Below are 25,620 nucleotides of genomic sequence, written 5' to 3'. Positions count from 1 at the left end.
CGCGACGGGCGCCGAACCGCGGCTGCGATCATGGACCCATGCGGATTGCGCAGCACATCGGCGAACTGATCGGCAACACCCCTCTGGTCGAGTTGCACTCGGTCGTGCCTGAGGGCGCCGGCCGGGTCGTGGCGAAGGTGGAATACCTCAATCCCGGCGGCAGCGTGAAGGACCGGATCGCCGTCAAGATGATCGACGCTGCCGAAGCGAGTGGTGAATTACGCCCTGGCGGAACGATTGTCGAGCCGACGTCGGGCAACACCGGCGTCGGGTTGGCGCTGATCGCCCAGCAGCGCGGCTACAAATGCATCTTCGTCTGCCCGGACAAGGTCAGCGAAGACAAGCAGAACGTGCTGCGCGCCTACGGTGCGGAGGTGGTGGTCTGCCCGACGGCCGTACCGCCCGGCCATCCCGACAGCTACTACAGCGTCTCGGACAGATTGGTCGACGAAATCGATGGCGCGTGGAAGCCAGACCAGTATTCGAATCCCAACGGACCCGCCAGCCATTACGAGACGACCGGACCGGAAGTGTGGGCTGACACCGACGGCGCCGTCACGCATTTCGTCGCCGGCGTGGGCACCGGCGGCACGATCACCGGCGCGGGCCGATACCTCAAGGACGTCTCGGCTGACAGACCGGAAGGACCGGTGCGCGTCATCGGTGCCGACCCGGAGGGCTCGGTGTATTCCGGCGGAAGCGGTCGCCCGTATCTGGTCGAGGGGGTGGGCGAAGACTTCTGGCCCGCCGCGTACGACCCGACTGTTCCCGACGAGATCATCGCGGTGTCCGACGCGGATTCGTTCGAGATGACCCGGCGGCTGGCCCGCGAGGAAGCACTGCTCGTCGGTGGGTCATGCGGCATGGCCGTGGTCGCGGCGGTGAAGGTGGCTGAGCGGGCCGGGCCGGATGCGTTGGTGGTAGTGCTGTTGCCCGACGGCGGCCGCGGCTACCTGTCCAAGATCTTCAACGACGACTGGATGTCGTCGTACGGGTTCTTGCGCACCCGCCTCGACGGCTCGGTGGCGCAGCCGACCGTCGGAGATGTGTTGCGCGGCAAGTCAGGTGCTCTGCCTGACCTGGTGCATACCCATCCGTCGGAGACGATCCGCGATGCGATCGGCATTCTGCGTGAATACGGTGTGTCACAGATGCCGGTCGTCGGAGCCGAACCGCCGGTAATGGCAGGCGAAGTCGCGGGCAGCGTGTCGGAACGCGAACTGCTGTCGGCGGTGTTCGAGGGCCGCGCCAAACTCGCCGACGCGGTGGCGCAGCACATGAGTCCGCCGATGCCGATGATCGGCACAGGGGAAATGGTCGGAACCGCCGCGAAGATGCTGCGTGAGTGCGACGCGCTCATGGTGGTCGAAGAGGGAAAGCCCGTCGGCGTCATCACCCGTCAGGATTTGCTCGGATTCCTGTCTGGCGCTGCGGCACGCAGCTAGCGGCGCAACGTTTTCGCCGTTTCGTCGCTTATACGGTTCTCCGACATCTTCTCGGGTATGGTGAGCACCGCTTCACCCGGCTACTTCACCTGAGTGGGAAGGCACCATGACCGACCAGCCGCCAGGAAGTTATCCGCCACCACCGCCCGGGGGCTACCCGCCGCCACCGCCACCTTCCGGAGGTGGGTATCCGCCACCTCAGTCGGGCTATCCCGGCGCTGCGCCGGCCGCTGGCACCAACGGCCTGGCGATCGCGTCGCTGGTCTGCTCACTTCTGGGCGTTTTCTGCATCGGTGTCCTGTCCATCGTCGGCATCGTCCTCGGCATCGTCGCGCTGAACCAGGTCAAGCAGACCGGCCAGCAAGGGCGAGGACTTGCGTTAGCCGGCATCATCGTGGGCGCCGTCTCGTTGATCATCGGCATCATCGTCGCTGTCGCCTTTTACTTCCCGAGCTGAGTCAGCCGCCGAAATCTAAAGGCGCACTGGTTAATTCGATCAAAGAGGAATCATGACCGAGCAACCACCCGGCGGGTATCCGCCGCCGCCTCCTCCGTCTTCCGGTGGTTATCCGCCACCCGGCCCGCCGCAAAGTGGTGGCTATCCACCACCGCCAGGTGGGTATCCGCCGCCGCCACAACAGGGTGGCTATCCGCCGCCACCGCCACCGCAAGGCGGTTACCCGCCGCCTCCGCCGCCCGGTGGCTATCCACCGCCCACTGCAAACTATCCGCCTGCCGCCGGCCCGGGCTACGGCGGCTACGGGGCAGGGCAGGGTTTCGACTTCGGCGAGGCGTTCTCGTGGGCGTGGAACAAGTTCAGCAAGAACGCCGGCCCGCTCGTCGTCGCAACGCTCATCTACGGCGTCATCGAATTGGTGGTTCTCGGCATCCTGATCGGGTTGATGATCGCGTTCTCGCCGGGAGCCGATTACACGTCGTCGGATTCCGGGTTCAGCTACTCCTGGAGCGCTTTCAGCGCCACCGGATTTCTCATCAACATCGTCGTCTCGTTCATCCTGATGCTCGTCGCGTACACGATCCAATCCGCCTACATCAGAGGCCTTCTCGAGCTCGCGGACGGGCATCACGTGACAGTGGGAACCTTCTTCCGGCCGCGCAACGTCGGCAACGTGGTCATTGCAGCGCTGATCGTCAGCGCGATCGTGTCCGTCGGCAACGCGCTGTGCTACCTCCCCGGCCTGATCGCGAGCTTCTTGCTCATGTTCACGATCATCGCGCTGCTCGATCGCAACCTCTCGCCAGTCGACGCGATCAAGAACAGTTTCGACACGGTGAAGAGCAATGTCGGTAACGCGTTGCTGGTCTGGCTTGTCGCCGGCATCATCACGGCCGTCGGCGCATTGCTGTGCGGTGTCGGTTTGCTGGTGGCGGCACCGTTGGCAAGCCTGCTGCTGGTGTTCACCTATCGCAGGCTCACCGGCAATCAGGTAGCGCCGATCACCCCGTAGCGAGCGGTCATCCCGAGCAGCTACCGAAACGCGCTGACCCCCGTCAGCGCTTCTCCGATCACGAGTTGATGCACCTCGGAGGTGCCCTCGTAGGTCAACACCGACTCCAAATTGTTGGCGTGCCGAATCACCGGGTACTCCAGCGTTATCCCGTTGGCGCCCAACAGAGTTCGGCACTGGCGGGCGATCTCGATCGCTTCTCGAACGTTGTTGAGTTTGCCGAGGCTGATCTGCTCCGGCCGGATCTTGCCCGCGTCTTTGAGAGCTCCCAGATGCAGCGCAAGCAGCTGCGCCTTGGCCAGTTCCACCGCCATGTCGGCGAGCTTGGCCTGCGTCAGCTGATAAGCGGACAGCGGCTTGTCGAACACCTCACGGGTTTTCACGTAATCAAGTGTCGCCTGCAGGCAATCCCGGGCCGCACCGACCGCGCCGAACACAATCCCGAACCTGGCTTCCGACAGGCACGCCAACGGTCCCGACAATCCCCGCGCCTCAGGCAGTTTCGCGTCTGCGGGCAACCGTAGATCGTCGAACGCCAACTCCGAGGTGACTGAGGCCCGCAGGGACAACTTGTGTGTCATCGTGCGCGCCGAAAAACCCGGGGTGTCCGTCGGAACGACGAAGCCCGCGATGCCTTCCTCGGTCCTCGCCCAGACGATCGCAACATCTGCGACGGTGCCGTTGGTGATCCACATCTTCGAGCCGTTGAGAATCCAATCGCCGCCGTCGCGCCGGGCGGTCGTGCGCATGCCCGCCGGATTCGACCCGAAGTCGGGTTCGGTCAGACCGAAGCAACCGATCACGTCACCGGTGGCCATCGCCGGCAACCACCGCTGGCGCTGCTCTTCGGAGCCGTGGCGGTAGATCGCGAACATCGCCAGCGACCCCTGCACCGACACCAGGCTGCGCAGCCCGCTGTCGACCGCTTCCAATTCCTGGCACACCAGCCCGTAAGCGGTGGCGCTCGAACCGCCGCAGCCGTAGCCCTTCAGGTGCATGCCGAGCAGTCCCAGCTTGCCGAAGTCGGCGGCCAACTCACGCACCGGAACCTCGCCGGCTTCGAACCAGTCCGCGATGTGTGGGCGCAAGCGCTCCTCGCCGAATCGGCGGACGGTGTTGCGCAACTCGATGTCCTCCGGCGACAGCAGCGAGTCGACGTCGAGGAGGTCGTCAATCCTGGCGGTAATCATGCCCCATGTGTACACCGCCGACACCGCACGGCGGCCAAGCGCACCCCCGAGCGCACGCGGACGTAGGCCCGTGAGATGGCGCCGGGGGGATGGCCGTCTGCTACGGACTAGATATCGATGACGACTTTGCCGTGCACATGCCGGCTGGCTTGAAGCTCGACCGCGGCGCGGATCCGCTCCATGGGGAAGGTGGCCGCGATGGGCACTCGAACCTGACCCGCTGCGACAAGACGAGCAATCTCCTCGACTGCGCCGGGAGCGGCGTTGCCGCCGGTGGCCCACGTAATGCCGTCGACCTGTGCGGCGATGGTGGTGATCCGCTCGTCGGGCACACCGAGTTCCCGGGCCGCCTGAACTGTCTCGGTTCCATACAGGTCGATAGCGGCGGTGAGGCCGGCGGGAGCCAGGGCGCGGACCCGCTCAACTAGGCCGTCACCGTAGGCGACGGGCTCGGCCCCGAGGGCGCGTAGGGCGTCGGCCGACGAGGGCGATCCAGTCCCAATCACTCGCGCGCCCGCGATCCGCGCGAGCTGGACGACGAACACACCGACTCCGCCTCCCGCGCCGCCGATGAGTAGCGTGTCGCCCGGGCCGGGATTGACCACATCGAGAGCGGCGGCGGCCGTGGACCCCGCGATGGCGAGGGTGGCGGCGGTGCGGTCGTCGAGGCCGTCGGGAGTGTGGTGGGCATCGCCGCCTGCCGAGACGGTTCCGCCGACATCGATGACCACGTAGTCAGCAACCGCGCGGGAGAGGGCGCCGCCGAACACCCGGTCACCGACCGCGAAGCCGGTTACACCCTCGCCGACCTGGTCAACGACGCCAGCGTAGTCAGTGCCGAATCCGCACGGCAGGCTCAGACCGAATCGGGCGGCGGTGTCTGCATCAGAGGTAATGATCCAGTCCATGGGATTCAGTCCGGCGCTCTTGACTCGCACGCGGATTTGCCCTGCGCCGGCGTTCGGTGCTGGCGCTTGGCGGAGGGTCAGCACCTCGGGGCCGCCGAACGACTCGAGGCGGACTACGCGGCCGGTGGACACCGGCGTGTCGACGCGTTGTTCCTGAATGCTCACTGGTCTCTCCTTCGAATGGGATGAGTGCAGCGAAAGTGGACTATGCTCCGGTTGTAGAAGTCACCTTACCACAAAACGGAGCGCGATCCACTTTGGACGACTCGGAGGATCGTCGGCCGCGAGCGGACGCGGCGCGCAACCGCGCCCAACTTCTCGAGGCGGCGACGCGCGTGTTCGCGTCCGCGGACATCGAGCCGTCGATGCGCGCAATCGCGCGCGAAGCCGGGGTCGGCATCGCCACCCTCTACCGGCACTTTCCGACCCGCGAATCGTTGGTCGACGCGGTCTACCGCGATCAGGTCGCGCGACTCACTACGGGCGCGCGCGATCTGCTCGCGCAGCTTCCCCCGCCGGCGGCGCTGCGGCGCTGGATGGACCTGTTCGGTGACTGGATCGCGACGAAGAACGGCATGCTCGACACGCTGGTCGCGATGGTCGAAGCCGGCGAGATCACCCACGCCCAAACCCGGACCCAATTGCTCGCGGCCATCGACGACATCCTCGAAGCCGGTCGCGCGACGGGCGAACTCCGTGCCGATGTCAGCGCCGAGGACATCGCCGCGGGCCTCATCGGGATCTTCACCATGGCGAAGCCGCCCGACCACGACGCCCGGGCGAGCCGCCTGTTGGACATCTTCATGGACGGGCTCCGCTCCACATCTTCCGCCGACCCGCTGTAGTTCCGTCCCGAGGAGTTGACCTGGCCTCACTCCAGAGAGCCGCACCCCCGGGCAGGCGAACGCTGGGCAGCTGGGATCCGACGAACAAGACGAACAAGTCGTGTCATGAACTGCTTCTGTCGGGGCCAGCGGGTCCCCATAGGCTTGTGGCTCATGAGCGAACAGCGCAAAGGCCTGTCCACGCGGCTGATCCACGCCGGCTACCGGCCCGATCCGGCGACCGGCGCCGTCAACACCCCGATCTACGCCAGCTCGACGTTCGCCCAGGACGGTGTCGGCGGCCTGCGCGGCGGCTTCGAATACTCACGCACCGGCAACCCCACCCGCGCCGCGCTGGAAACCGCGCTGGCCGCAGTCGAGGAGGCAACGTTCGGCCGAGCCTTCAGTTCCGGCATGGCGGCGACCGACTGTGCACTGCGGGCGATGCTGCGTCCCGGCGATCACGTCGTGATCCCCAACGACGCGTACGGCGGAACATTCCGGCTCATCGACAAGGTGTTCACGCTGTGGGGTTTGACGTACACCGCGGTGCCGCAGTCCGATCTGGACGCAGTGCGCGACGCAATCACCGGCGCGACGAAGCTGATTCTCGTCGAGACGCCGACGAATCCGCTGATGTCGATTGCCGACATCGCCGCAATTGCCGAACTGGCCCATGCGCACTCGGCAAAGGTGTTGGTGGACAACACTTTCGCCTCACCGGCGTTGCAGCGTCCGCTGACGTTGGGCGCTGACGTGGTCCTGCATTCCACCACCAAGTACATCGGCGGGCACTCCGACGTGGTGGGCGGTGCGCTGCTGACCAACGACGAGGAACTCGACACGGCATTCGGCTTCTTGCAAAACGGCGCCGGGGCGATCCCCGGCCCTTTCGACGCATACCTGACCCTTCGGGGTCTCAAAACGCTCGTGGTTCGGATGCAGCGGCACACCGAAAACGCCACCCACGTCGCCGAATTCCTCGCCGACCATCCCGCGGTCACCCAGACGCTCTACCCGGGGCTGCCAGGCCATCCCGGCCACGACGTCGCCGCGCGCCAGATGAGCGGATTCGGCGGCATGCTGTCTGTGCGGCTGCGCGGCGGTCGCCAAGCGGCACTTGAATTATGCTCTCGCACAGAGGTTTTCATTCTTGCGGAGTCGCTCGGCGGGGTGGAGTCGCTCATCGAGCACCCCGGCGCGATGACCCATGCCTCGGCAGCCGGGTCGCTGCTCGAAGTGCCCGACGACCTGGTCCGGCTGTCTGTCGGTATCGAAGACGTGGCGGATCTGATCGGCGATCTCGAGCAGGCGCTAGGTTAACGCGGGTCGCAGCGCCGACGCCGTCACCGCGAGGTTCACCTGGGGCAGGCCCGGCGCACCCGATTCGTCGACCCAGCATCCGGCGGCGATGTCGCCGGCACGGGCCTGCACCCAGCGCCAGCCTCGGTCGTTCAGGCTCAACAGGGCGCCCAGGCCGTCCGTGACGTGCAACAGCGAGATGATCGCCGCAGTCGCCGGAGTGGGGGCGCGCATGTCGAACAGCACGGAAAGCAGCTGCGCCCGGGCGTGGTCGACACGGGACCGATCAGCAATCGGCCACAGCCGAGAACCGTTGCGCTGCAGGTAGATTGGCCGAACATAGCCGCGGCCTTGCAGTGTGGTCAACAATGCCGGCTCGACGCCGCGGCGCAGCTTGGCCACCGCGGTCTGCGGTGTCAGCGGCCGGCGCTGCAGCCGCTGCGCCGCCGGATCAAGGATCGGGTCGCCCAGCTCCGGCCCCGCGAGCACCAACAGCCTTCCCGGCGGCATCGGTTCGCCGTCGACCGACGGGCGGATCCTGCACGCGTACGCCAGATCCAGCAGCACCGCAGCGGCCAGCAGCTTCTCGCGGCGCTCTCGTGCCAGCGCCGGCCGATTGGTCGCGTTGTCGAGCAGCAGCAGTAGAAGGTCTTCGGCGATGTGCGCCATGGGCGGGAACTCTAACCGCCCGGGGATCCCTTACTCGTGGTACGGCTCGGCGCTGAGCAGCTCTACTGTGGCCGTCTTTCCACTGGGCAGCTGATAGCTGCATTTCTCGCCGACCTTTTTGTCGATCAGCGCGGCGCCCAGCGGCGAGTTCGGCGAATACACCTCGAGCTTTCCGTCGGTGATGCCCTCCTGGCGGGTGCCAATGAGGAACTCCTCTTCGTCACCGTCGTCATAGCGCACTTTGACCACCGAGCCCGGCAGCGCCACGCCTGACTGCTTGGGTGCCTCACCGACCTTGGCGTTGCTCAGCAACTCCTGCAGCTGACGAATGCGCGCCTCCTGCTGGCCCTGCTCCTCACGCGCGGCGTGATATCCGCCGTTCTCACGCAGGTCGCCCTCTTCGCGCCGATCGTTGATCTCGGCGGCGATGACCGGGCGGTTGGCGATCAACTGGTCGAGTTCGGCCTTGAGGCGGTCATACGCCTCCTGGGTCAACCAGGTCACCTGGGTATCGGTCATCTTGTCGCGCTCCTTGCTCCTCGTGCCGCGAATGCTCGCGACAGCGGTTCACCGCCTCACTGCCGGGAGCATGCGGACACCCCGCGTGTATTGCCGTTTTGGCGGACTCGTAATCAGCGCAAATGCAGCAATACACGGTCCCAGCAGGAACCGTGTATTCATCGAGGGTACCACCGCGGCGTCACCGGGAATTCAGCGTTCGGCAATATTCGGGCCGACGCTCACGGCGCCACCAAATAGCCGGGGACGTCGTAGCCGCAGCCGTACACGTCGCCCATCACCGGTGGCCGGCTGGTCTTGACCACGGTGGTCACCTGCACCGCAGCTGATGTCGACGGCGGCACCAGGACCTCGCGCCGGCCCGTCTCGCTGCCGTCTTGGGATTTGGCGCGCACGATGCAGACGGCCGGTCGCGACGGGTCGTCGCGGGTGAGGTTGACGGTCACCTCCACGGTCTGGTCGTCGATCAGCCGGTACCCGGCAAGCGTGCCCTCGATGTCGCTGCGGCCGAGCCGGTGGTAACCGACCAGCGCGACCGTGACACCTATCGCGAGGACCGCCAGAGTCAGGCCGACGATGATCCAGCGGCGGGCGCGCCGTGGGGTTCGCCCGTACCGGGTGGACGGACGCTCGGTCATGTTTGGGTGCCCATCGGTCGAGGGGAGACAGTAGGACTGGAACTATAGGAACCGTCAAGACAGCGAAGGACCAGGGTAGAGCAGACGTGAGTGGATTTCGGTTGATGGCCGTGCATGCGCACCCGGACGACGAGTCCAGCAAGGGCGCGGCCACGACGGCGCGCTATGCCGCGGAAGGCAACCGCGTGCTGGTGGTCACGCTGACCGGCGGCGAGCGCGGCAGCATCCTCAACCCCGCGATGGATCTACCCGAGGTCAAGGCGCGAATGGCCGAGATCCGGCGCGACGAAATGGCCAAGGCCGCCGAGATCCTCGGCGTCGAACACCGTTGGCTCGGCTTCGTCGACTCCGGGCTGCCCGAAGGCGACCCGCCGCCGCCGCTGCCGGAAGGCTGTTTTGCGCTCGTCCCGCTCGAGGAGCCCACCGAGGCGCTGGTGCGCGTCATCCGCGAGTTCAAGCCGCACGTGATGACCACCTACGACGAGAACGGCGGCTATCCGCACCCGGATCACATTCGCTGCCATCAGGTTTCCGTCGCGGCGTTCGAAGCCGCGGGTGATCCGGACCGGTTTCCCGACGCCGGCGAGCCGTGGGAAGTGAAGAAGCTCTACTACAACCACGGGTTTCTGCGCAAGCGGATGCAATTGCTTCAAGACGAATTCGCCAAGCACGGTCAAAAGGGTCCGTTCGAAAAGTGGCTCAAGCATTGGGATCCCGAGCACGACGTGTTCGCCCACCGCGTCACCACGCGCATCGAATGCTCTGAGTACTTCAGCCAGCGTGACGACGCGTTGCGGGCCCATGCCACCCAGATCGACCCCAACGGCGACTTCTTCGCCGCGCCCATCGAATGGCAGCAACGGCTGTGGCCGACAGAGGAATTCGAGCTCGCTCGATCCAGGGTGCCGGTGGAATTGCCGGAGACCGACCTGTTCGCCGGAATCGAGCCCGAATCATGACCGGCATGGCGGCCGCGGCGCTGGTGCTGCTCGCCGACGACGCACCGCGCAACACCGGTCCGGATTTCGGTAAGGCGAGCCCGGTCGGCCTGCTGATCGTCGTGCTGTTGTTGATCGGCACATTCGCCTTGATCTGGTCGATGAACCGGCATTTGAAGAAGCTTCCGTCGCGATTTGACGGCGAAGAGACCAAAGCCCAAGAAGCGGACGCCGACGCCGACGCCGACAGCGCCGACAGTGAGGACTCGCGCCGTGAACCCGGCGGCTAACACTCTCGGCCAGGCCACGAGCCCGTATCTGCGTCAGCACGCCGACAATCCGGTGCACTGGCAGCAGTGGACGCCGGACGCGCTCGCCGAAGCCGCCGAACGCGACGTGCCGATCCTCCTGTCGATCGGTTATGCCGCCTGTCACTGGTGCCACGTGATGGCGCACGAGTCGTTCGAGGACGACGAGGTGGCGGCCGTGATGAACGCCAACTTCGTCTGCGTGAAGGTCGACCGGGAGGAGCGCCCCGACCTCGACGCGGTGTACATGAACGCCACGGTGGCGCTGACGGGGCAGGGCGGCTGGCCGATGACGTGCTTCCTGACTCCCGACGGCCGGCCGTTCTTCTGCGGCACCTACTACCCGAAACCTCAGTTCCTGCAATTGCTTTCGGCGGTGACCAACACCTGGCGCACGCGCCGCGACGACGTCGAGCAGGCCGGCGACCAGATTGCCGTCGAATTGCGCCGCATGTCGTCGGGACTACCGAGCGGCGGACCGGACGTCACGCCCGCGCTGTGCGACGGCGCGGTGCAAGCGATCTTGGCCGACGAGGACGTGGCGCGCGGCGGGTTCGGCGGTGCGCCCAAGTTCCCGCCGTCGGCGCTGCTGGAAGCGCTGCTTCGGACCTACGAACGCACGGGCGGCCCTGCGCCGCTGGCCGCAGTGCAGCGCACGGCGACCGCGATGGCCCGCGGCGGCATCTACGACCAGCTGGCCGGCGGCTTCGCCCGCTACAGCGTCGACGCGTCGTGGGTGGTGCCGCACTTCGAGAAAATGCTGTACGACAACGCGCTGTTGTTGCGGGCCTACGCGCATTGGGCGCGACGCACCGGTGACGCGCTTGCCCGCCGGGTCGCAGCCGAGACCGCACAGTTCCTCCTCGACGCGCTCGAGACCGGCGGGATGTTCGCGTCGTCGTTGGACGCCGACGCCGCGGGCCGGGAGGGCTCCACCTATGTCTGGACGCCAGCCGAGTTGCGCGACGTTTTGGGTAGCGACGACGGAGCCTGGGCGGCAGATGTTTTCGCGGTCACGCCGGAGGGCACGTTCGAGCACGGCAGCTCGGTGCTGCAACTCCCAGAGGATCCCGACGACGACGACCGGTTCGCCCGCGTGCGTGCCGCACTGCTGGCCGCGCGGCAGCGCCGCGTGCAGCCCGACCGCGACGACAAGGTGGTCACCGCCTGGAACGGCATGGCGATCACCGCGCTGGCCGAAGCGGGTGTCGCGCTGCGTCGCCCCGAGCTGATCGACGCAGCTGCGCGGTGCGCGGATGCACTGCTGATCCTGCATCTGGTCAACGGACGGCTGCGGCGTGCGAGCCTCGGCGGCGTGGTGGGGGACAGTCCCGCGATCTTGGAGGACTACGGAGCGCTGGCCACCGGTCTTCTGAATCTGCACCAGATCACCGGCGAAGCGTCGTGGCTGATGGCCGCCACCGACCTGCTCGACACCGCGCTGGCGCAATACGCCGACCCGGACAGCGCCGGCCGGTGGTTCGACACCGCAGCCGACGCCGAGCAACTGGTGGCCCGGCCCTCGGATCCGGCCGACGGCGCCACCCCCTCCGGCGCGTCGCTGATCACCGAGGCGCTGCTGACCGCCGGCTATCTTGCGCCTGACGGCGACCGGTACCGGCAGGCCGCCGAGCAGACACTGGCCGCACACGCTCTGCTGATCGAGCGGGCACCCCGCGCAGCCGGGCACTGGCTGGCCGTCGCCGAAGCGGCAGTCCGTGGGCCGCTGCAGATCGCGGTGGCATGCGAGTCTTCGTCGTCGCAGCTGCTGGCACAGGCTCGCGTGCTGGCACCCGGCGGCGCGATCGTCGTCGGCGGTCCCCCCGATTCGTCGGAACTACTCGCGGGCCGTGGCCGGGTCGACGGGGCCGATGCCGCCTACGTGTGCCGCGGGCCGGTCTGCGACGTGCCGGTCACTAGTGCCGAGCAGCTGGCGTCGGCGCTGGGCGCGCCCGTGTAGCCTGCGGCTCATGCCGAGTGACCCCGCCGCGACTGTGAACCGCTATCTCGACGTACTCGCCAAGGGCAGCGCCGACGACGTCGTCGCACTCTATGCGCAGGACGCCACGATCGAGGACCCGGTCGGCTCTGAGCTGCGCCGCGGGCACGCAGCCATTCGCGAGTTCTACGCTGCGATCGAGAACCTGGGCAAGCAAACCGAATTGGTGGCGCTGAAGGTCGGCCCAAACGAGGCGGCGTTCCTGTGGCGGCTGACCGTCGATATGGGCGACAACCGGACCCGCGTCGAGCCGATCAGCGTGATGACGTTCGACGACGACTCCAAGATCACGTCGATGCGGGCGTTCTGGTCGTCGGACGACCTCGCCCTCCTCTAGTCGCGTCGACTACTGCCGCGAGGGTGCGTGTCTGCCCACCGACACGCCGCCGGACGCGTACCGCAGCGCACGCTCGCGCCGATCGGCAGTGCGTCAGAAGACCGCGAACCACATCGCGATGTAGTGGCAGATCGCCGCCACCGCGGTGCACGCATGGAAGAACTCGTGATGGCCGAATGTGGTGGGCCACGGGTCGGGCCACTTCAACCCGTACAGCACGCCGCCGACGCTGTACAGCGCACCGCCGACCGCCAGCAGCACCGTCGCCGCCACCCCGGCGCCTTCCGTGATCGGCCCGATGAACCACACCGCCACCCAGCCGAGCACCAGATACAGCGGCACGCCGACCCATCGGGGCGCCGACGGCCACAACATCTTGAGCGCCACCCCGGCCAGCGCGCCACCCCAGACGATCCAGAACAACACCATCCCCCTGCGCTGCGGCAGTGCGAGCAGCGCAAACGGCGTGTAGCTGCCCGCGATGAACACGAAGATCATCGAGTGGTCGGCGCGCTTCATCCACTTGCGCGCGGTCGCAGACGTCCAGTTGACGCGGTGATAGGCGCCGCTGACCGCGAACATCGCGACGATCGTGAACGTGTAGATCAGCGTGGCCAGCCCGGCGCGCGTCGATTCGACCGCCCACGACACCGACACCAGCGCGGCGCCCGCGATCAATGCGACCACCGCGGCGTACACGTGAATCCACCCGCGCGCCCGCGGCTTGTTGAGGAACTGGGCGACCCCGTCGACGACGGCTTCGGGGAAGTCCTCCGCGTCAGGCCCCCGCGGGGTCGTCGAGGTGCGGGTGTCTCGCGTGGTTTCGAGGGCCATGTCACCTCCAGCGTCGTTCTTCGCGCGAGCGCTCATCGGCTCTTGTGTTCTCCTCGCGCGAGCGCTCATCGGTTGCTTGTTGCTCTTCGCGCGAGCGCTCATCGGCCACAGTTCACGACAGAATCTTCACCTCGTCACAGTAGTCTGGCTTCCCGTGGAGATCATTCCGCCGCGCCTCAAGGATCCGCTCTACCGGCTCTACGAGATGCGTCTGCGGCAGGGGCTCGAACGCTCGAAATCCGAGCTCCCCCGCCACATTGCGGTTCTCTGCGACGGCAACCGGCGCTGGGCCCGTGAGCTTGGTTACAACGACGTCAGCTACGGCTATCGCGTGGGCGCGGCGAAGATCGCCGAGATGCTGCGCTGGTGCGCCGACGCCGGCATCGAGATGGCCACGGTGTATCTGCTGTCGACCGAGAACTTGCAGCGCGATCGCGACGAACTCAACGCGCTGATCGAAATCATCACCGACGTCGTCGAGGAGATCTGCGCGCCGGCGTACCGCTGGAGCGTCCAGACCGTCGGCGACCTCGAGCTGATCGGAGAAGAGCCGGCCCGACGGCTGCGCGAAGCCGTCGAGTCCACGACGACGGCGCCTGCCGGAACCTTCCACGTCAACGTCGCGGTCGCCTACGGCGGCCGCCAGGAGATCGCCGACGCCGTGCGCGCACTGCTGTCCAAAGAGCTCGCCAACGGCGCAACGCCCGAGCAGATGATCGAGGCCGTGACCGTCGACGCGATCTCGGAAAACCTCTACACCTCCGGCCAGCCCGACCCCGACCTCGTCATCCGCACCAGCGGAGAACAGCGCCTGTCCGGTTTTCTGCTGTGGCAGAGCGCGTATTCCGAGATGTGGTTCACCGAGGCCTATTGGCCGGCGTTCCGGCGGGTCGACTTTCTGCGCGCGCTGCGCGACTACAGCGCTCGGCACCGCCGATACGGCATGTAGAGCCTTCTGCTCTTCGCGCACGCGGCTCACCGCGTGGGAGACTTTGAGCCATGGCTGCCCTGTCGGCGCTGGTGTTCACGCTGAGTTGGTGGCTGGGCCTGTACCTGCTGGCCCGCGACCCGCGTAAGCCGGTTCTGGTCCTCGCCGCGCTCGGGCTGACGAGTTTCGCAGCTGTGGTGGCGCTCGACGCGGTTCGGGTCGTCAGCACGGCGCACGCCGAGACGCTGAGCCGCGTCGAGATCTACCTCGTCGCGGTGCCCGCCGTCGCGTGGTTCGCGGTCCTTGTGGAGTTGTCACGGCCGTGCGACAGCTGGCGCAGCCGCGCTAGGGAGATCCTGCTGATTGCGGTCGTGGCCACCGGTGTGCTGGCGGCCGCGGTGATGGCCGGCAGCGTCGACGGGCCCCTGCGCGCCGGCCACTGGCTGATGTTCGCCGTGATCTCGGTGTCGACGCTCGGCGCGATGCTGGTCGCGGTCCTGCGCCGGAGGCAACCGGGCCCGGTCGCGGGTTTCGTGATCGTCGCGACGCTGTTCTTCGCGCTCGGCAACGCGATCCTGATCATCCCGCTGGGGTTGGTGCCCAGCTGGCTGGCGCTGGCGTCGACGGGGTTCGACGTGGCGCTGCTGGGAGTGGCGGTCGCGCTGTGGGACGCGTTCGACGAAGGCCAGGCGCTGCGCGCGGACATGCTGCGGTCGTTCGCAGCGACGGTCGTGGTCGCCACACTGTTCGGCGGGCAGGCGCTGATCGGGGTGGCCGTCGTCGCCGACGGCTCCGGCCGGACCGCGCTGACAGCGCTGCTGTTCACCAGCCTGGCCGTCGCGATCGGAATCCACGTGTTCGCCGACCCGCTCGCCGGGCTTCTGGACCGGCTGGCGTTCTGGCGCTCACCGACTCTGCGGGCCGACCGGGCCACGCTTCGCAGCACCGAGGCCGCGCTGCCGTTGCGCAAGGCCAGCCCACTCGACGACCTCGACGACGAGACGTTCGTGCGCTTGACCCGCCGCGCACTCGGCCACTACGGCGACCTGTCCAAGCTCGTGGCCAGCCCGCTGACCGCGCTGCCGGAGATCGACGAGCGGCTGGCCCGTCGCGGCGCGCCCGACCAGCCGCTGGAACGGGCCAACGAATTGAAGGCCCTGCTCGCCGACAGCATCGCCCGGCTCAAGCCCCGCGACGGCGGCGACTTCGGCACCACCGACGAATGGCGGTACTACAACGCGCTGTATTTCCCCTACGTCGTGGGGGTGCGGGCCTACGCGCAGAACGCCACCGCCGCAGGGCTGGATCCGGTAGCGCGGCGGGCGTGGCAGTGGTTCGTCACCGAGGTACCGCAGCGGTCGCTGCACAACTGGCAGAACGCGGCGGCGCGGCTGATCGCGGCCGACCTGCGTGGCCGCATCCCGGTCGGCCAGAACAGTCAAGCACCTCAACCCGTGCGGTGACCGCGCTGCCCTTCCTGGTCGAGGTAGTCCTGGGCGAGCTTGCCGACGTGGGCGGGCAGCTGTCCCGCCGCGACGTCGGCGAGGCTGGTCTGCTCGAGCACCGAACGCATGCTGGCCCGCAATGCGCGCCACACGTCCGTCAATGCGGTGGTGGCGCCGGAATAGGGCAGATCTCCCAGCCCGGTGTCGTGCACGCTGGCCAGCGGGCCATCGATCGAGCGCAGCACGTCGGCGACGCTGATCTCCGCCGCCGGGCGCGCGAGCTCGTAGCCGCCGTCGCGGCCGCGGCGGCTTCGGACCAAGCGGTCAGTGCGAAGGTCGGACAGGATGTCGACCAGAAATTGCGCGGGAATGCCCTGAGCGTGCGCTAACTCGTCGGTCTTGAGCAGCACGCCTTCGCCGACGGTCGCCAACTCGACCATGGCCCGCACTGCGTACTCCGCCTTGGCCGACATCCGCATACGCCGATTGTCTCAGCTGACCGCGGCCAGCACAGCGTCGGCCAACTCGGGTCGACAGACCACGATGTCGGGCAGCAACGGATCGGGCCGGTTGTACTCGAGCGCAGAGCCGTCGATGCGCGACGCGTGCAGGCCGGCCGCGCGCGCCACCGCAACCGGGGCGGCGTTGTCCCACTCGTATTGGCCGCCGGCGTGGACGTACACGTCCGCGACGCCTTGCGCGATCGACGCCACCTTGGCGCCGGCCGAACCCATTTCGACCAGCGTGCCGCCGAGACGGTCCCGCACGTCGAGCGCGATCGCAGGCGGGCGGGTGCGCGACACCACGATCCGCGGAGCCGACGGGGCGGGCGGCGGCGTGGGCACGTGCGGTGTGGCAAGCGTAATCCCTTGCGCGGGAAGAGCAACCGCTCCGGCCACCAGGTCGCCCGAGTGCCACAGCGCCACGTGCACCGCCCAGTCGGTGCGGCCCAATTCGGAGAACTCGCGGGTGCCGTCCAACGGGTCGACAATCCACACCCGGTCCGCCGACAACCGCGCGGGGTCGTCGACACCCTCTTCCGACAGCACCGCATCGCCGGGCCGCTCGCCAGCCAGCGCCGCCATCAAGAAGTCGTGAGATCGCTTGTCTCCAGCGGCTTTTCGCTCAGCGATGGACGCGTCGGCGAACTCTTCGCGCACGGCAAGCAGCAGCCGGCCGGCCTCGGTGGCCAACCGAGCCGCCACGTCATGGTCCGTCATTGCTGCGACTCGACCAGCGCGATGATCTCCTGCGCCAACTCGTCGAGGGTGCGATCGGGCGTCAGGCGCAGATCTGGGTTCTTCGGCGGCTGGTACGGGCTGTCGATACCGGTGAAGTGGGTGATTTCGCCGGCGCGCGCTTTGGCGTAGAGGCCCTTGGGATCTCGTCGTTCGCACTCGGCCAGCGGGGTATCGCAGAACACTTCGTAGAACGGTACACCGGCTTCCTCGTGGATGCGGCGGGCCATCGCCCGGTGCTCGGCCAGCGGGCTGATCGCCGGCACCAGCACCACCTGTCCGCAGTCGGCGAGCAGTGTCGCGACGTGCGCGAGCCGGCGCAGGTTCTCGGCACGGTCGGCCATCGAGAACCCGAGATCGGCGTTCAGGCCGTGGCGCAGGTTGTCGCCATCGAGCACGTAGGCGGGGCGTCCCGATTCCAGCAACCGGCGCTCGGCCAGCATGGCCGCCGAGGACTTGCCTGAGCCGGACAACCCGGTGAACCACACCGTGACTCCTCGTGACAACCGATCTGCCGCTGTCACAAGGGATTTGTGCCTGACAGTGTTCGGGCTCGACGCGCGCACGGCGGCATCACGGGCCGACATGTCCCGCAGCACCATACCGGCGGCCACGGTGCCGTTGGTGGCCTGGTCGATGAGGATGAACGATCCGGTGCTCGAGTTGCGCGTGTACTCGTCGAGCATCAGTGGAACCTGAGTGCGAACCGTGATCCGACCGAGTTCGTTGAGCTGCAACGCCGTTGCCCTCTTGTCGCGGTGCAACGTGTTGACGTCGAGCCGGTAGTGCAGCGCGGTGACGATCGCGCGGGTGGTCCGGGTGGTCTGCTTGATGACGTACTCGCGGCCGGGTTCCAGCGCCGAGTCGTCGGCCATCCAGCACACGGTCGCGTCGAATTCCTGTGTCACCCGCGGCTGGTTGTTGGTGCGCGCGATCATGTCCCCGCGGGAGATGTCGATGTCGTCGGCGAGCGTGATAGACACCGCCATCGGCGGAAACGCTTCTGTCACAGGGCCGGTCGGCGAGTCGATCGCGGTGATGCGACTGGTCTTGCCACTCGGCAGCACCACCACGTCGTCGCCGACCTGCATCACGCCGCTGGCGACGGTGCCGGCATAGCTGCGGTGGTCGCGGTGCTCGAGGGTCTGCGGCCGGATCACGTACTGGACCGGAAACCTGACGTCGACGAGGTTGCGGTCGCCGGCGATGTACACCTCTTCCAGGTGCGACAGCAGCGAAGGCCCCTCGTACCACGGCGCCTTGTCCGACTTGCTGACGACGTTGTCGCCGTGCAGCGCCGACATCGGGATCGTCGTCACGTCGTGCACGTCGAGGCGCGCGGCGAACGTGTGGAACTCGTCGCGGATCTTCTCGAATCGCTCTCGGTCCCAGTCGATCAGGTCCATCTTGTTGACGGCCAGCACGATGTGCTGCACGCCCAGCAGCGACGCCAGAAAAGCGTGCCGGCGTGACTGCTCGAGCAGCCCGTGCCGCGCATCGACGAGCACGATCACCAGCTGCGCCGTCGACGTGCCGGTGACCATGTTGCGGGTGTACTGGATGTGGCCCGGCGTGTCGGCGATGATGAACTTCCGCTTGGCTGTAGCGAAGTAGCGATACGCGACGTCGATCGTGATGCCCTGCTCGCGTTCTGAGCGCAGGCCGTCGGTCACCAGCGCGAGGTCGGTGTAGTCGTTGCCTCGCTCCTTGGACGTCCGCTCGACGGCCTCCAACTGGTCTTCCATCACGGCCTTGGAGTCGTACAGCAGCCGGCCGATCAGCGTGGACTTCCCGTCGTCGACTGACCCGGCGGTGGCGATGCGCAACAAAGTGGTCATCAGAAATACCCCTCCCGCTTGCGGTCCTCCATGCCGGCCTCGGAGATCCGGTCGTCGGCGCGGGTGGCGCCCCGCTCGGTCAGCCGCGCGACTGCGGTCTCGGCGATGATCTCGTCGACCGTCGCAGCGGTGGATTCCACGCAGCCGGTACACGTCACGTCGCCGACGGTCCGGAACCGCACGCTGGTTTCGAAGACCTCTTCGTCGGGCCGGGGCTGCATGAAGCGGTGCACCGCAAGCAACATGCCGTCGCGGACGAACACCGGCCTGCGATGGGCGTAGTAGATCGAGGGCAGCGTGATGTCTTCAGCACCGATGTAGGACCAGATGTCGTATTCGGTCCAGTTCGACAGCGGGAACACCCGGATGTGCTCGCCCTTGCGGTGCCGGCCGTTGTAGAGGTTCCACAGTTCGGGCCGCTGGGCTTTCGGATCCCACTGTCCGAACTCGTCGCGGAAGGAGAACACCCGCTCCTTGGCGCGGGCCTTCTCCTCGTCGCGACGGGCGCCGCCGAAAGCCGCGTCGAACTTGTTCTCGCGGATCGCGCGCAGCAGCGTTACGGTCTGCAGCGGGTTGCGCGAGGGCCCGGTCTCGACCACGCGGCCGGCATCGATGTCGTCTTGCACAGAGGCCACCACCAGCCGGATGCCGTGGGTGGCGACCAGTTGGTCGCGGGTGGCGATGACCTCGTCGAAGTTGTGCCCGGTGTCGACGTGCATCACCGGGAACGGCAGCCGTGCGGGCCGAAAAGCCTTGAGCGCCAAGTGAAGCATGACGATCGAGTCCTTGCCGCCGGAGAACAGCAGCACCGGCCGTTCGAACTCAGCAGCGACCTCGCGGATGATGTGGATCGCCTCGGCCTCCAGAGATCTCAGGTGGCTGAGCTCGTAGTGGCCTGCTTCGAGCAATGAAGCCATTGCGCCATCTCCCGGGTTAATCTGGTAAAGCTAGCCAAGATAATAATTTATGGAACCAGACGGCGCGCGGCGCTGTCAATATCGCGACTTCTTGCGCGAACGTGAGCTCACTGCGACGACACGCCGGAGCGGTCCGCAACCAGCTCACACTCGGGAAGATCGGTCGGCGCCGTCAGGCGCTGAGATGTTTGACCCGCGACCACAGGCCATGGCGCGGTGACGGGTCCGTCCGCGAGGCGATGATCGCCCGCACCGTGCGCCGGCAGCGGCCGCACTGGGACCCGGCGCCACAGGCCGCCGCCACCTGGCGTGACGTTGACGCGCCGCTGTCGACGGCATCGCGGACCGCCTCGGTGGTGACGCCTAGACACAGGCAGACGTACATCGTCGTGCGCGCTTCCCGTCGATGCGAGTAGGTAAGGCTACGTTAACGCACGTCGAACGGGTCCGTCCACCTTACCGAAAGGCTTACGGTTACAGTCAGAACCCGAGTCCCTCGTCCGGATGGAGGCAGATGCCCGACAACAGCACCCACCGCGCTGCGCTGGTCATCGGCGGAGCCTCAGGCATCGGTTGGGCGGTCGCGAAAGGCTTGGCGGGGAACGGCTATCGCGTCACGGTCGCCGATCTCAATGCCGACGGCGCAACCGCCCGCGCCGACGAACTCGGCGCACCACACACGAGTGCCGCCGTCGACGTCACCGACGAAGACTCGGTGGCCACGCTGTTCGAGCGCACCGGGCCGCTCGACGTCGTCGTCAACACCGCCGGCATCGGGGGAGTCGGCCGCATCACCGAACTGCCGGTCGAGCAGTTCCGGTCCGTGGTCGACGTCTGCCTGATCGGTGGCTTTCTGGTGATCAAGCACGCCGGACGTCATCTGCGCGACGGCGGGTCGCTGGTGTCGCTGACGTCGCTGAACGCGCGGCTTGCCGCTCCTGGCATGAGCGCGTACTGCGCGGCCAAGGCCGGCTTGGCAATGCTGACCCAGGTGGCCGCACTGGAATTGGCGCCGCGGGGGATACGGGTCAACGCAGTCTCACCGGGCTTCGTGGACACCCCGCTGACCGAAGGGGTGAAGCTGGTGCCCGGCACGCTCGAGGAGTACGTCGAGAACACTCCGCTCGGTCGCATCGGCACTCCGCAGGACGTGGCGGACGCGGTGCTGTTCATCGTGTCGGACAAGGCCTCGTGGCTGACCGGCGAGGTGATGGACCTCAACGGCGGCGCGCACCTGAAGCGCTACCCAGATGTGTTGGCGCACCTGGACAAGATGATGTCGGCCGCATCGGGGCCACAGTGACGGGCTTTCGCGGCAAGCAGGCCATCGTCACGGGCGGCGGCTCGGGGATCGGCGCCGCCCTGACGCGGGCCTTGGTGGCGGCCGGTGCCGACGTGCTCTGCACCGACATCGACGCGCAAGCAGCCGAACGCACGGTGTCAGAGGCGACGGGTCCGGGCAGTGCGATCTCCGCGCGCCTCGACGTCACCGACGCCGCCGCGGTACAGGCTGCCGTCGACGACGTCGTCGCGCGCACCGGCCGGCTGGACTTGATGTTCAACAACGCCGGCATCGTCTGGGGTGGCGACACCGAACTGCTCACGCTCGATCAATGGAATGCGATCATCGACGTCAACATCCGCGGCGTCGTGCACGGGGTCGCGGCGGCGTATCCGGTGATGATCCGGCAAGGACAGGGCACGATCGTCAACACCGCATCGATGGCCGGGCTGGTGCCGGCGGCCCGGCTCACCAGTTATGCCATGACCAAGCACGCCGTGGTCGGACTGTCCATGGCGCTGCGTTCAGAAGCCGCTGTGCACGGTGTCGACGTCCTCGTGATCTGTCCTGGAGCCGTGGAAACCCCGATCCTCGACAAAGGGGCTGTCGGCGACTTCGAAGGCCGCAACTTTTTCCTCACCGGCACCGGCAGGACGACGGGTTACGATCCCGACCGGCTGGCGCGCGACGTGCTGCGTGGTATCGAGCGGAAGAAAGGCATTGTCGTGGTTCCCAAACTCGCTTATGCCGGTTGGCTTTTCGTGCGGCTGTCACCCGCGCTGATGCAGCGCGCATCGCTGCGCATGATCGCGAAGCGGCGGCGGTCACGGTGAGTGTTCCGATCCCGCAACGGCCCACTGATGTGACCGCCGCGTGGCTGTCGGCGGCGCTGAGCGCCGGGGGGCAGGCGGTGCAGGTGCGCGACGTCGACGTCGCTGCGGTGGGTACCGGCCAGACCGGTGCGACGTACCGCGTGGCCGCCACCTACACCGCCAACCCTGCCGGTTTCCCTGAGACCTTCGTGATCAAGCTGCCGGTGCAGGACGAGGCCGTGCGGGGCGGCGTCACGCTCGGTTATCTCAGCGAGGTCGCGTTCTACGCCCGGGTGGCCGACAAGATGGGGGTCCCGACGCCAAAGTGCTTCTACTCCGACATCGCCAACGAGGGCGCGGAGTTCGTGCTGTTGCTCGAAGACATGTCGCCTGCGGTCCAAGGTGACCAGATCGCCGGGGCGACGGCCGACGAGGCGCGGCTCGCGGTGACCGCACTGGCCGGTTTGCACGGCCCGAGTTGGTGTGACCCGGCGTGGTTGACCATGGCCGAGGTGGCGATGCCGATGCCGGGTGACGAGCAGGCAATCAAAGGCCTGGGCGACATCGCGAAGATGGCCGTGGACATGACGCTGGACAAGCTCGGTGCGCACCTTGATCCGGCAGACCGCGAAACAGCCACGGCTGCAATGAATTTGGTGACGCCGTGGCTGATGGCGGAACCTGGCAGGTACTCGCTGATGCACGGCGACTACCGGCTGGACAACCTGCTGTTCGATCCCGACCGCAGCCGCGTCACGGTCGTCGACTGGCAGACCCTCGGCGTCGGACTACCCGCGCGGGACCTGTCGTATTTCACCGCGACCAGCCTGGTGCCCGAACTGCGGGCGCGGATCGAGCAACAGCTCGTCGACACGTACCACCACGCACTTGTGAGCTACGGAGTCAGCGGTTACGACCGCGAAACCTGTTGGCGCGATTATCGATTGGGCATGCTGCAGGCCCCGCTGCTGACATGTCTGGGCTGCGCGTTCGCCAGTACCACAGAGCGAGGCAACGCGATGATGGTGGTGATGCTGCAGCGCGGTTGCCAGGCCATCCGTGAGCTCGAGACGCTGGAACTGCTCGATCGGATCGCGGCTCACCGCGCCACGTAGAGCGCTGCCACATCGCCCGGCCTGACCTTCATCGCGGCGTTGCGTGGAAGTTTGTCGACGATCGTTACCGCCACCGGTACGTGGTGGCTGGGCAGCTCCGCGCGCACCCAGTCTTTGAGCTCGGCTTCCGGCGGTGCTGAGGCGCCTGGCCTGAGTTCGACTGCAGCGAAAGGCACTTGGCCGAGCCGCCGGTCCGGCACGCCGACCACGCAAGCGTCACGGACAGCGGGATGGTCCAGCAGCACCCGGCGCACGGTCTCGGGCAGGATCTTGAATCCGCCGCGGATGATCGCGCCGTCGCCGCGGCCGTGGATCGTGACGAAGCCGTCGGCGTCCACCGACGCGACGTCGGTGGTGCGGATCCAGTCCGGCCCGATCGCGTCGATGCGGGCCTCTAGAAACCCCTTCTCGTCCACGCCGAGTTCAACACCCGAGTCCGGGTCGACGATCCGGACGCGCACGCCGGGCAGGGGCTTGCCGACGCTGTCCCGCTTGCCGGCGCCGTACTGCCGGTACAGCTCGGGCGTCCACGCGCACGCCGATCCGGCGAATTCCGTTGCGCCGTAAGCCCATAGCAGCGGTATCCCGTATCGCTGTTCGAACTCGTCACGCAAGCTCGGTTCCAACGGAGCCGAGCCGCCGGCGAGGTATTCCAGCGAGGCCAGGTCCTGTCTCGCGACGTCCGCGTCGAGCAGCATTCTGATGATCGCCGGCTGCACGCCATTGCGCCGGATGCGGTAGGTCTTGACAGCGCGCACCCATTCGGTAACGGAGAACTTCTCCAGAAGTACGGTCCGCTTGCCGACGAACGGTCCGGTGAGCAGCTGGCATACTCCGATGCTGCCGAACGGCCAATACACCAGCTCGGGCGGATCGTCGGGCCGGGGATTATGGCCGACGGTCATCGACAGCACCGTGTGATGCAGCACGTGGGTTTTCACCGGTATGCGTTTGGGCGGGCCGGTGGTACCGCTGGTGAGAATATGGACGCCAGCTTCCGTTAGTGCCGGGTCGTACACTGCCGCGCCGCGCCGTGGCGTGGCCAACTCGACACCGTCGAGCGACATGACCACTGCCGCGGCGCCGGTCCGGGTAACCGCTTGTGCGACAGGCTCACTCCAGTCGTCGCGATCCAGCACCACCGCGGGCAGGCGCAGCGATTCGATGTCGCGCGCGATTGATTGCGCGGACTGGTACGAGTAGATCATCACGACGGGCCGGCGTGCCGCGACGAAGCCGAGGATCGCTGCCGCGTGCGGAACGCGGTTGCGGACGACAACGCCCACAGGGTCGGCGGGCAGAACATCGGCCTTCGTCAAGGCAGCGTCGAGTGCGTCGATGTAACCGGTGAAGTGGTTGCCGGAATACCACTTTCGCGCGAACTCGATGAATGGCCGCTCGCCGTAGTCGGCCAGCCGCTGCGCAAGCACTGCGGCGAAGTCGGCCGACGCGTCCGTCATCGCTGGCGCTGTGCAGCCCGAACGAGCCCGCCGCCGATGATCAAGCGCTGAATTTCACTGGTGCCCTCGTACAGCCGCAACAACCGAACGTCGCGGTAGATGCGTTCGACCGGCACTCCACGCATGTACCCGCTCCCGCCGTGGATCTGCACCGCGAGATCGGCCACCTTGCCTGCCATTTCGGTGCAGAACAGCTTCGCAGCCGACGGTGCGATCCTGCGGTCGGCGTTGGTCAGCCACAGCCGGGCGGCGTCGCGAACGAGAGCGCGTCCGGCCATCACCGCGGTCTGCTGGTCGGCGAGCATGGCTTGCACCAACTGGAATTCACCGATCGGTGTGCCCCCTTGGGTAGCGGTGGCGGCGTAGGAAATCGACTCGTCGAGCGCTCGCTGCGCGGCTCCCACCGCCAGCGCCGCGATGTGGATCCGGCCACGCGCCAGCGACGTCAGCGCCGCGCGGTAGCCGATGTCCTCGCTGCCGCCCACCAGCGCGCTATCCGGAACGCGCACATCGGTGAAGTTGACGTCGGCGGTCCAGGCGCCCTCCTGGCCCATCTTGTCGTCCTTGGCGCCCACCTCGACGCCGTCGGCGTCGGCCGGTACCAAAAACACCGCGATCCCGGCGCCCTTGTCGTCGGCGGGCCGCGTGCGGGCGAACACGACGAACAGCTGGGCCACCGGCGCGTTGGTGATGAACCGCTTCTGTCCGGAAATCACCCAATCACTGCCGTCGCGAATTGCTTTGGTGCGCAACCCTGAAGGGTTGGAACCGGCGCCGGGTTCGGTCAATGCGAACGACGCGACCACTTCACCGGAGGCGATGCCTTCCAACCAGCGCGCCTTCTGCTCGTCGGTACCGAAGCCGACCAGCACCTGGCCCGCGATGCCGTTGTTGGTGCCGAACATCGAACGCAGCGCCAGCGATGTGTAACCCAGCTCCATCGCCAGCTCGACGTCCTGCGCGATGTCGAGTCCCAACCCACCCCACTCCTGCGGGATCGCGTAGCCGAACAAGCCCATCTTCTTCGCCTGGTCGCGCAGGTCGTCCGGAACGCGGTTGTCGGCCATGATCTCCTGTTCCCGCGGCACGACGGCGGAGCGGACGAAGTCGCGGGTCTGCGCCAGGATGTCCTGAAAATCTTCGTCGCTGATCGCGTCAGTGGTCACGACTGCAGACTCCTCTCGGCGCAGCGAGGCGGCAACAGC

27 protein-coding genes are annotated in these 25,620 nt (G+C 67.2%); 14 read left to right on the top strand and 13 right to left on the bottom strand.

What is annotated here, in order from left to right; translation table 11 throughout:
- Positions 1 to 38 precede the first annotated feature (38 nt).
- From AC5Y4N_RS01085 to AC5Y4N_RS01075, 3 genes are all read left to right on the top strand, one after another.
- Positions 39 to 1,445: a cystathionine beta-synthase gene (locus AC5Y4N_RS01085; RefSeq protein ID WP_499909473.1), complete on the top strand. Its 1,407-nt coding sequence runs from the start codon at positions 39 to 41 to the stop codon at positions 1,443 to 1,445.
- Between the two features lie 106 nt (positions 1,446 to 1,551).
- Positions 1,552 to 1,902, top strand: a complete 351-nt coding sequence (locus tag AC5Y4N_RS01080; protein ID WP_499909475.1) for a DUF4190 domain-containing protein — start codon at positions 1,552 to 1,554, stop codon at positions 1,900 to 1,902.
- 52 nt (positions 1,903 to 1,954) lie between these two features.
- Positions 1,955 to 2,914 (top strand): hypothetical protein, encoded by a 960-nt coding sequence (locus AC5Y4N_RS01075; RefSeq protein WP_499909477.1) that lies wholly within the window; start codon positions 1,955 to 1,957, stop codon positions 2,912 to 2,914.
- A gap of 20 nt (positions 2,915 to 2,934) precedes the next feature.
- Here AC5Y4N_RS01075 and AC5Y4N_RS01070 read toward each other — a convergent pair whose 3' ends face one another.
- Both AC5Y4N_RS01070 and AC5Y4N_RS01065 read right to left on the bottom strand, forming a co-directional pair.
- Positions 2,935 to 4,104: an acyl-CoA dehydrogenase family protein gene (locus AC5Y4N_RS01070; RefSeq protein ID WP_499909479.1), complete on the bottom strand. Its 1,170-nt coding sequence runs from the start codon at positions 4,102 to 4,104 to the stop codon at positions 2,935 to 2,937.
- 107 nt (positions 4,105 to 4,211) lie between these two features.
- The gene (locus AC5Y4N_RS01065; protein WP_499909844.1) at positions 4,212 to 5,171 is read right to left on the bottom strand and encodes an NADP-dependent oxidoreductase; all 960 of its coding nucleotides are present in this window, start codon (positions 5,169 to 5,171) and stop codon (positions 4,212 to 4,214) included.
- A gap of 98 nt (positions 5,172 to 5,269) precedes the next feature.
- Here AC5Y4N_RS01065 and AC5Y4N_RS01060 point away from each other — a divergent pair, with 98 nt between their 5' ends.
- Together AC5Y4N_RS01060 and AC5Y4N_RS01055 are read left to right on the top strand one after the other, a co-directional pair.
- Positions 5,270 to 5,857, top strand: coding sequence for a TetR/AcrR family transcriptional regulator (locus AC5Y4N_RS01060; protein WP_499909481.1), 588 nt, complete (start codon positions 5,270 to 5,272; stop codon positions 5,855 to 5,857).
- A 153-nt stretch (positions 5,858 to 6,010) separates the two neighbouring features.
- Positions 6,011 to 7,159, top strand: coding sequence for a cystathionine gamma-synthase (locus AC5Y4N_RS01055; protein WP_499909483.1), 1,149 nt, complete (start codon positions 6,011 to 6,013; stop codon positions 7,157 to 7,159).
- On the opposite strand, the gene AC5Y4N_RS01050 is transcribed toward AC5Y4N_RS01055, so the two are convergent.
- From AC5Y4N_RS01050 to AC5Y4N_RS01040, 3 genes are all read right to left on the bottom strand, one after another.
- A complete protein-coding gene (locus AC5Y4N_RS01050; RefSeq protein WP_499909485.1) occupies positions 7,151 to 7,807 on the bottom strand; it encodes a GOLPH3/VPS74 family protein in 657 nt (218 codons plus the stop codon). The two genes, AC5Y4N_RS01055 and AC5Y4N_RS01050, sit on opposite strands and share 9 nt — an antisense overlap.
- Before the next feature lie 30 nt (positions 7,808 to 7,837).
- Entirely contained in the window at positions 7,838 to 8,326 is a 489-nt protein-coding gene (gene greA, locus AC5Y4N_RS01045; protein WP_499909487.1) for a transcription elongation factor GreA, read from the bottom strand.
- Between the two features lie 221 nt (positions 8,327 to 8,547).
- The gene (locus AC5Y4N_RS01040; RefSeq protein ID WP_499909489.1) at positions 8,548 to 8,964 is read right to left on the bottom strand and encodes a DUF4307 domain-containing protein; all 417 of its coding nucleotides are present in this window, start codon (positions 8,962 to 8,964) and stop codon (positions 8,548 to 8,550) included.
- An 86-nt stretch (positions 8,965 to 9,050) separates the two neighbouring features.
- On the opposite strand from AC5Y4N_RS01040, the gene mca reads away from it, so the two are divergent.
- The 4 genes from mca to AC5Y4N_RS01020 are packed head-to-tail and all read left to right on the top strand — an operon-like array spanning position 9,051 to position 12,546.
- A complete protein-coding gene (mca, locus tag AC5Y4N_RS01035) occupies positions 9,051 to 9,923 on the top strand; it encodes a mycothiol conjugate amidase Mca (protein WP_499909491.1) in 873 nt (290 codons plus the stop codon).
- Positions 9,920 to 10,192 (top strand): hypothetical protein, encoded by a 273-nt coding sequence (locus AC5Y4N_RS01030; protein ID WP_499909493.1) that lies wholly within the window; start codon positions 9,920 to 9,922, stop codon positions 10,190 to 10,192. The genes mca and AC5Y4N_RS01030 overlap by 4 nt, the downstream gene beginning before the upstream one ends.
- The gene (locus AC5Y4N_RS01025; protein WP_499909495.1) at positions 10,176 to 12,170 is read left to right on the top strand and encodes a thioredoxin domain-containing protein; all 1,995 of its coding nucleotides are present in this window, start codon (positions 10,176 to 10,178) and stop codon (positions 12,168 to 12,170) included. The genes AC5Y4N_RS01030 and AC5Y4N_RS01025 overlap by 17 nt, the downstream gene beginning before the upstream one ends.
- Positions 12,171 to 12,180: 10 nt before the next feature.
- Positions 12,181 to 12,546: a nuclear transport factor 2 family protein gene (locus tag AC5Y4N_RS01020; protein ID WP_499909497.1), complete on the top strand. Its 366-nt coding sequence runs from the start codon at positions 12,181 to 12,183 to the stop codon at positions 12,544 to 12,546.
- A gap of 93 nt (positions 12,547 to 12,639) precedes the next feature.
- Here AC5Y4N_RS01020 and trhA read toward each other — a convergent pair whose 3' ends face one another.
- A complete protein-coding gene (gene trhA, locus AC5Y4N_RS01015) occupies positions 12,640 to 13,380 on the bottom strand; it encodes a PAQR family membrane homeostasis protein TrhA (protein ID WP_499909846.1) in 741 nt (246 codons plus the stop codon).
- 154 nt (positions 13,381 to 13,534) lie between these two features.
- On the opposite strand from trhA, the gene AC5Y4N_RS01010 reads away from it, so the two are divergent.
- Positions 13,535 to 14,329 carry a (2Z,6E)-farnesyl diphosphate synthase gene (locus AC5Y4N_RS01010; RefSeq protein ID WP_499909499.1) on the top strand — a complete coding sequence of 265 codons (795 nt, stop codon included), beginning with the start codon at positions 13,535 to 13,537 and terminating at the stop codon, positions 14,327 to 14,329.
- Between the two features lie 50 nt (positions 14,330 to 14,379).
- Positions 14,380 to 15,771 (top strand): hypothetical protein, encoded by a 1,392-nt coding sequence (locus AC5Y4N_RS01005; protein ID WP_499909501.1) that lies wholly within the window; start codon positions 14,380 to 14,382, stop codon positions 15,769 to 15,771.
- Here AC5Y4N_RS01005 and AC5Y4N_RS01000 read toward each other — a convergent pair.
- The 5 genes from AC5Y4N_RS01000 to AC5Y4N_RS00980 form a co-directional block, all read right to left on the bottom strand.
- Complete coding sequence (locus AC5Y4N_RS01000; RefSeq protein ID WP_499909503.1) at positions 15,756 to 16,232, bottom strand: Rrf2 family transcriptional regulator; 477 nt, start codon at positions 16,230 to 16,232, stop codon at positions 15,756 to 15,758. The two genes, AC5Y4N_RS01005 and AC5Y4N_RS01000, sit on opposite strands and share 16 nt — an antisense overlap.
- Before the next feature lie 12 nt (positions 16,233 to 16,244).
- Positions 16,245 to 16,973, bottom strand: a complete 729-nt coding sequence (locus AC5Y4N_RS00995; RefSeq protein ID WP_499909505.1) for a 3'(2'),5'-bisphosphate nucleotidase CysQ — start codon at positions 16,971 to 16,973, stop codon at positions 16,245 to 16,247.
- Positions 16,970 to 18,829 carry an adenylyl-sulfate kinase gene (gene cysC / locus AC5Y4N_RS00990; protein ID WP_499909507.1) on the bottom strand — a complete coding sequence of 620 codons (1,860 nt, stop codon included), beginning with the start codon at positions 18,827 to 18,829 and terminating at the stop codon, positions 16,970 to 16,972. The genes AC5Y4N_RS00995 and cysC overlap by 4 nt, the downstream gene beginning before the upstream one ends.
- Positions 18,829 to 19,746 carry a sulfate adenylyltransferase subunit CysD gene (cysD, locus tag AC5Y4N_RS00985; protein ID WP_499909509.1) on the bottom strand — a complete coding sequence of 306 codons (918 nt, stop codon included), beginning with the start codon at positions 19,744 to 19,746 and terminating at the stop codon, positions 18,829 to 18,831. The genes cysC and cysD overlap by 1 nt, the downstream gene beginning before the upstream one ends.
- Positions 19,747 to 19,918: 172 nt before the next feature.
- Complete coding sequence (locus tag AC5Y4N_RS00980) at positions 19,919 to 20,131, bottom strand: (2Fe-2S)-binding protein (protein ID WP_499909511.1); 213 nt, start codon at positions 20,129 to 20,131, stop codon at positions 19,919 to 19,921.
- A 129-nt stretch (positions 20,132 to 20,260) separates the two neighbouring features.
- Here AC5Y4N_RS00980 and AC5Y4N_RS00975 point away from each other — a divergent pair, with 129 nt between their 5' ends.
- Genes AC5Y4N_RS00975 through AC5Y4N_RS00965 form a run of 3 tightly spaced genes read left to right on the top strand, consistent with a single transcriptional unit; the run spans position 20,261 to position 22,955 of the window.
- Complete coding sequence (locus AC5Y4N_RS00975) at positions 20,261 to 21,049, top strand: SDR family NAD(P)-dependent oxidoreductase (protein WP_499909513.1); 789 nt, start codon at positions 20,261 to 20,263, stop codon at positions 21,047 to 21,049.
- Positions 21,046 to 21,861, top strand: coding sequence for an SDR family NAD(P)-dependent oxidoreductase (locus AC5Y4N_RS00970; RefSeq protein WP_499909515.1), 816 nt, complete (start codon positions 21,046 to 21,048; stop codon positions 21,859 to 21,861). The genes AC5Y4N_RS00975 and AC5Y4N_RS00970 overlap by 4 nt, the downstream gene beginning before the upstream one ends.
- Positions 21,858 to 22,955, top strand: coding sequence for a phosphotransferase family protein (locus AC5Y4N_RS00965; RefSeq protein ID WP_499909517.1), 1,098 nt, complete (start codon positions 21,858 to 21,860; stop codon positions 22,953 to 22,955). The genes AC5Y4N_RS00970 and AC5Y4N_RS00965 overlap by 4 nt, the downstream gene beginning before the upstream one ends.
- Here the strand turns inward: AC5Y4N_RS00965 and AC5Y4N_RS00960 are convergent.
- Positions 22,940 to 24,415: a class I adenylate-forming enzyme family protein gene (locus AC5Y4N_RS00960; RefSeq protein WP_499909519.1), complete on the bottom strand. Its 1,476-nt coding sequence runs from the start codon at positions 24,413 to 24,415 to the stop codon at positions 22,940 to 22,942. The genes AC5Y4N_RS00965 and AC5Y4N_RS00960 overlap by 16 nt on opposite strands.
- Positions 24,412 to 25,581: an acyl-CoA dehydrogenase family protein gene (locus AC5Y4N_RS00955; protein ID WP_499909521.1), complete on the bottom strand. Its 1,170-nt coding sequence runs from the start codon at positions 25,579 to 25,581 to the stop codon at positions 24,412 to 24,414. The genes AC5Y4N_RS00960 and AC5Y4N_RS00955 overlap by 4 nt, the downstream gene beginning before the upstream one ends.
- Positions 25,582 to 25,620 lie beyond the last annotated feature (39 nt).

The sequence above is a fragment of the Mycobacterium sp. NGS19 genome (assembly GCF_059813155.1).
This window is presented reverse-complemented; position numbering and strand designations above follow the sequence as displayed.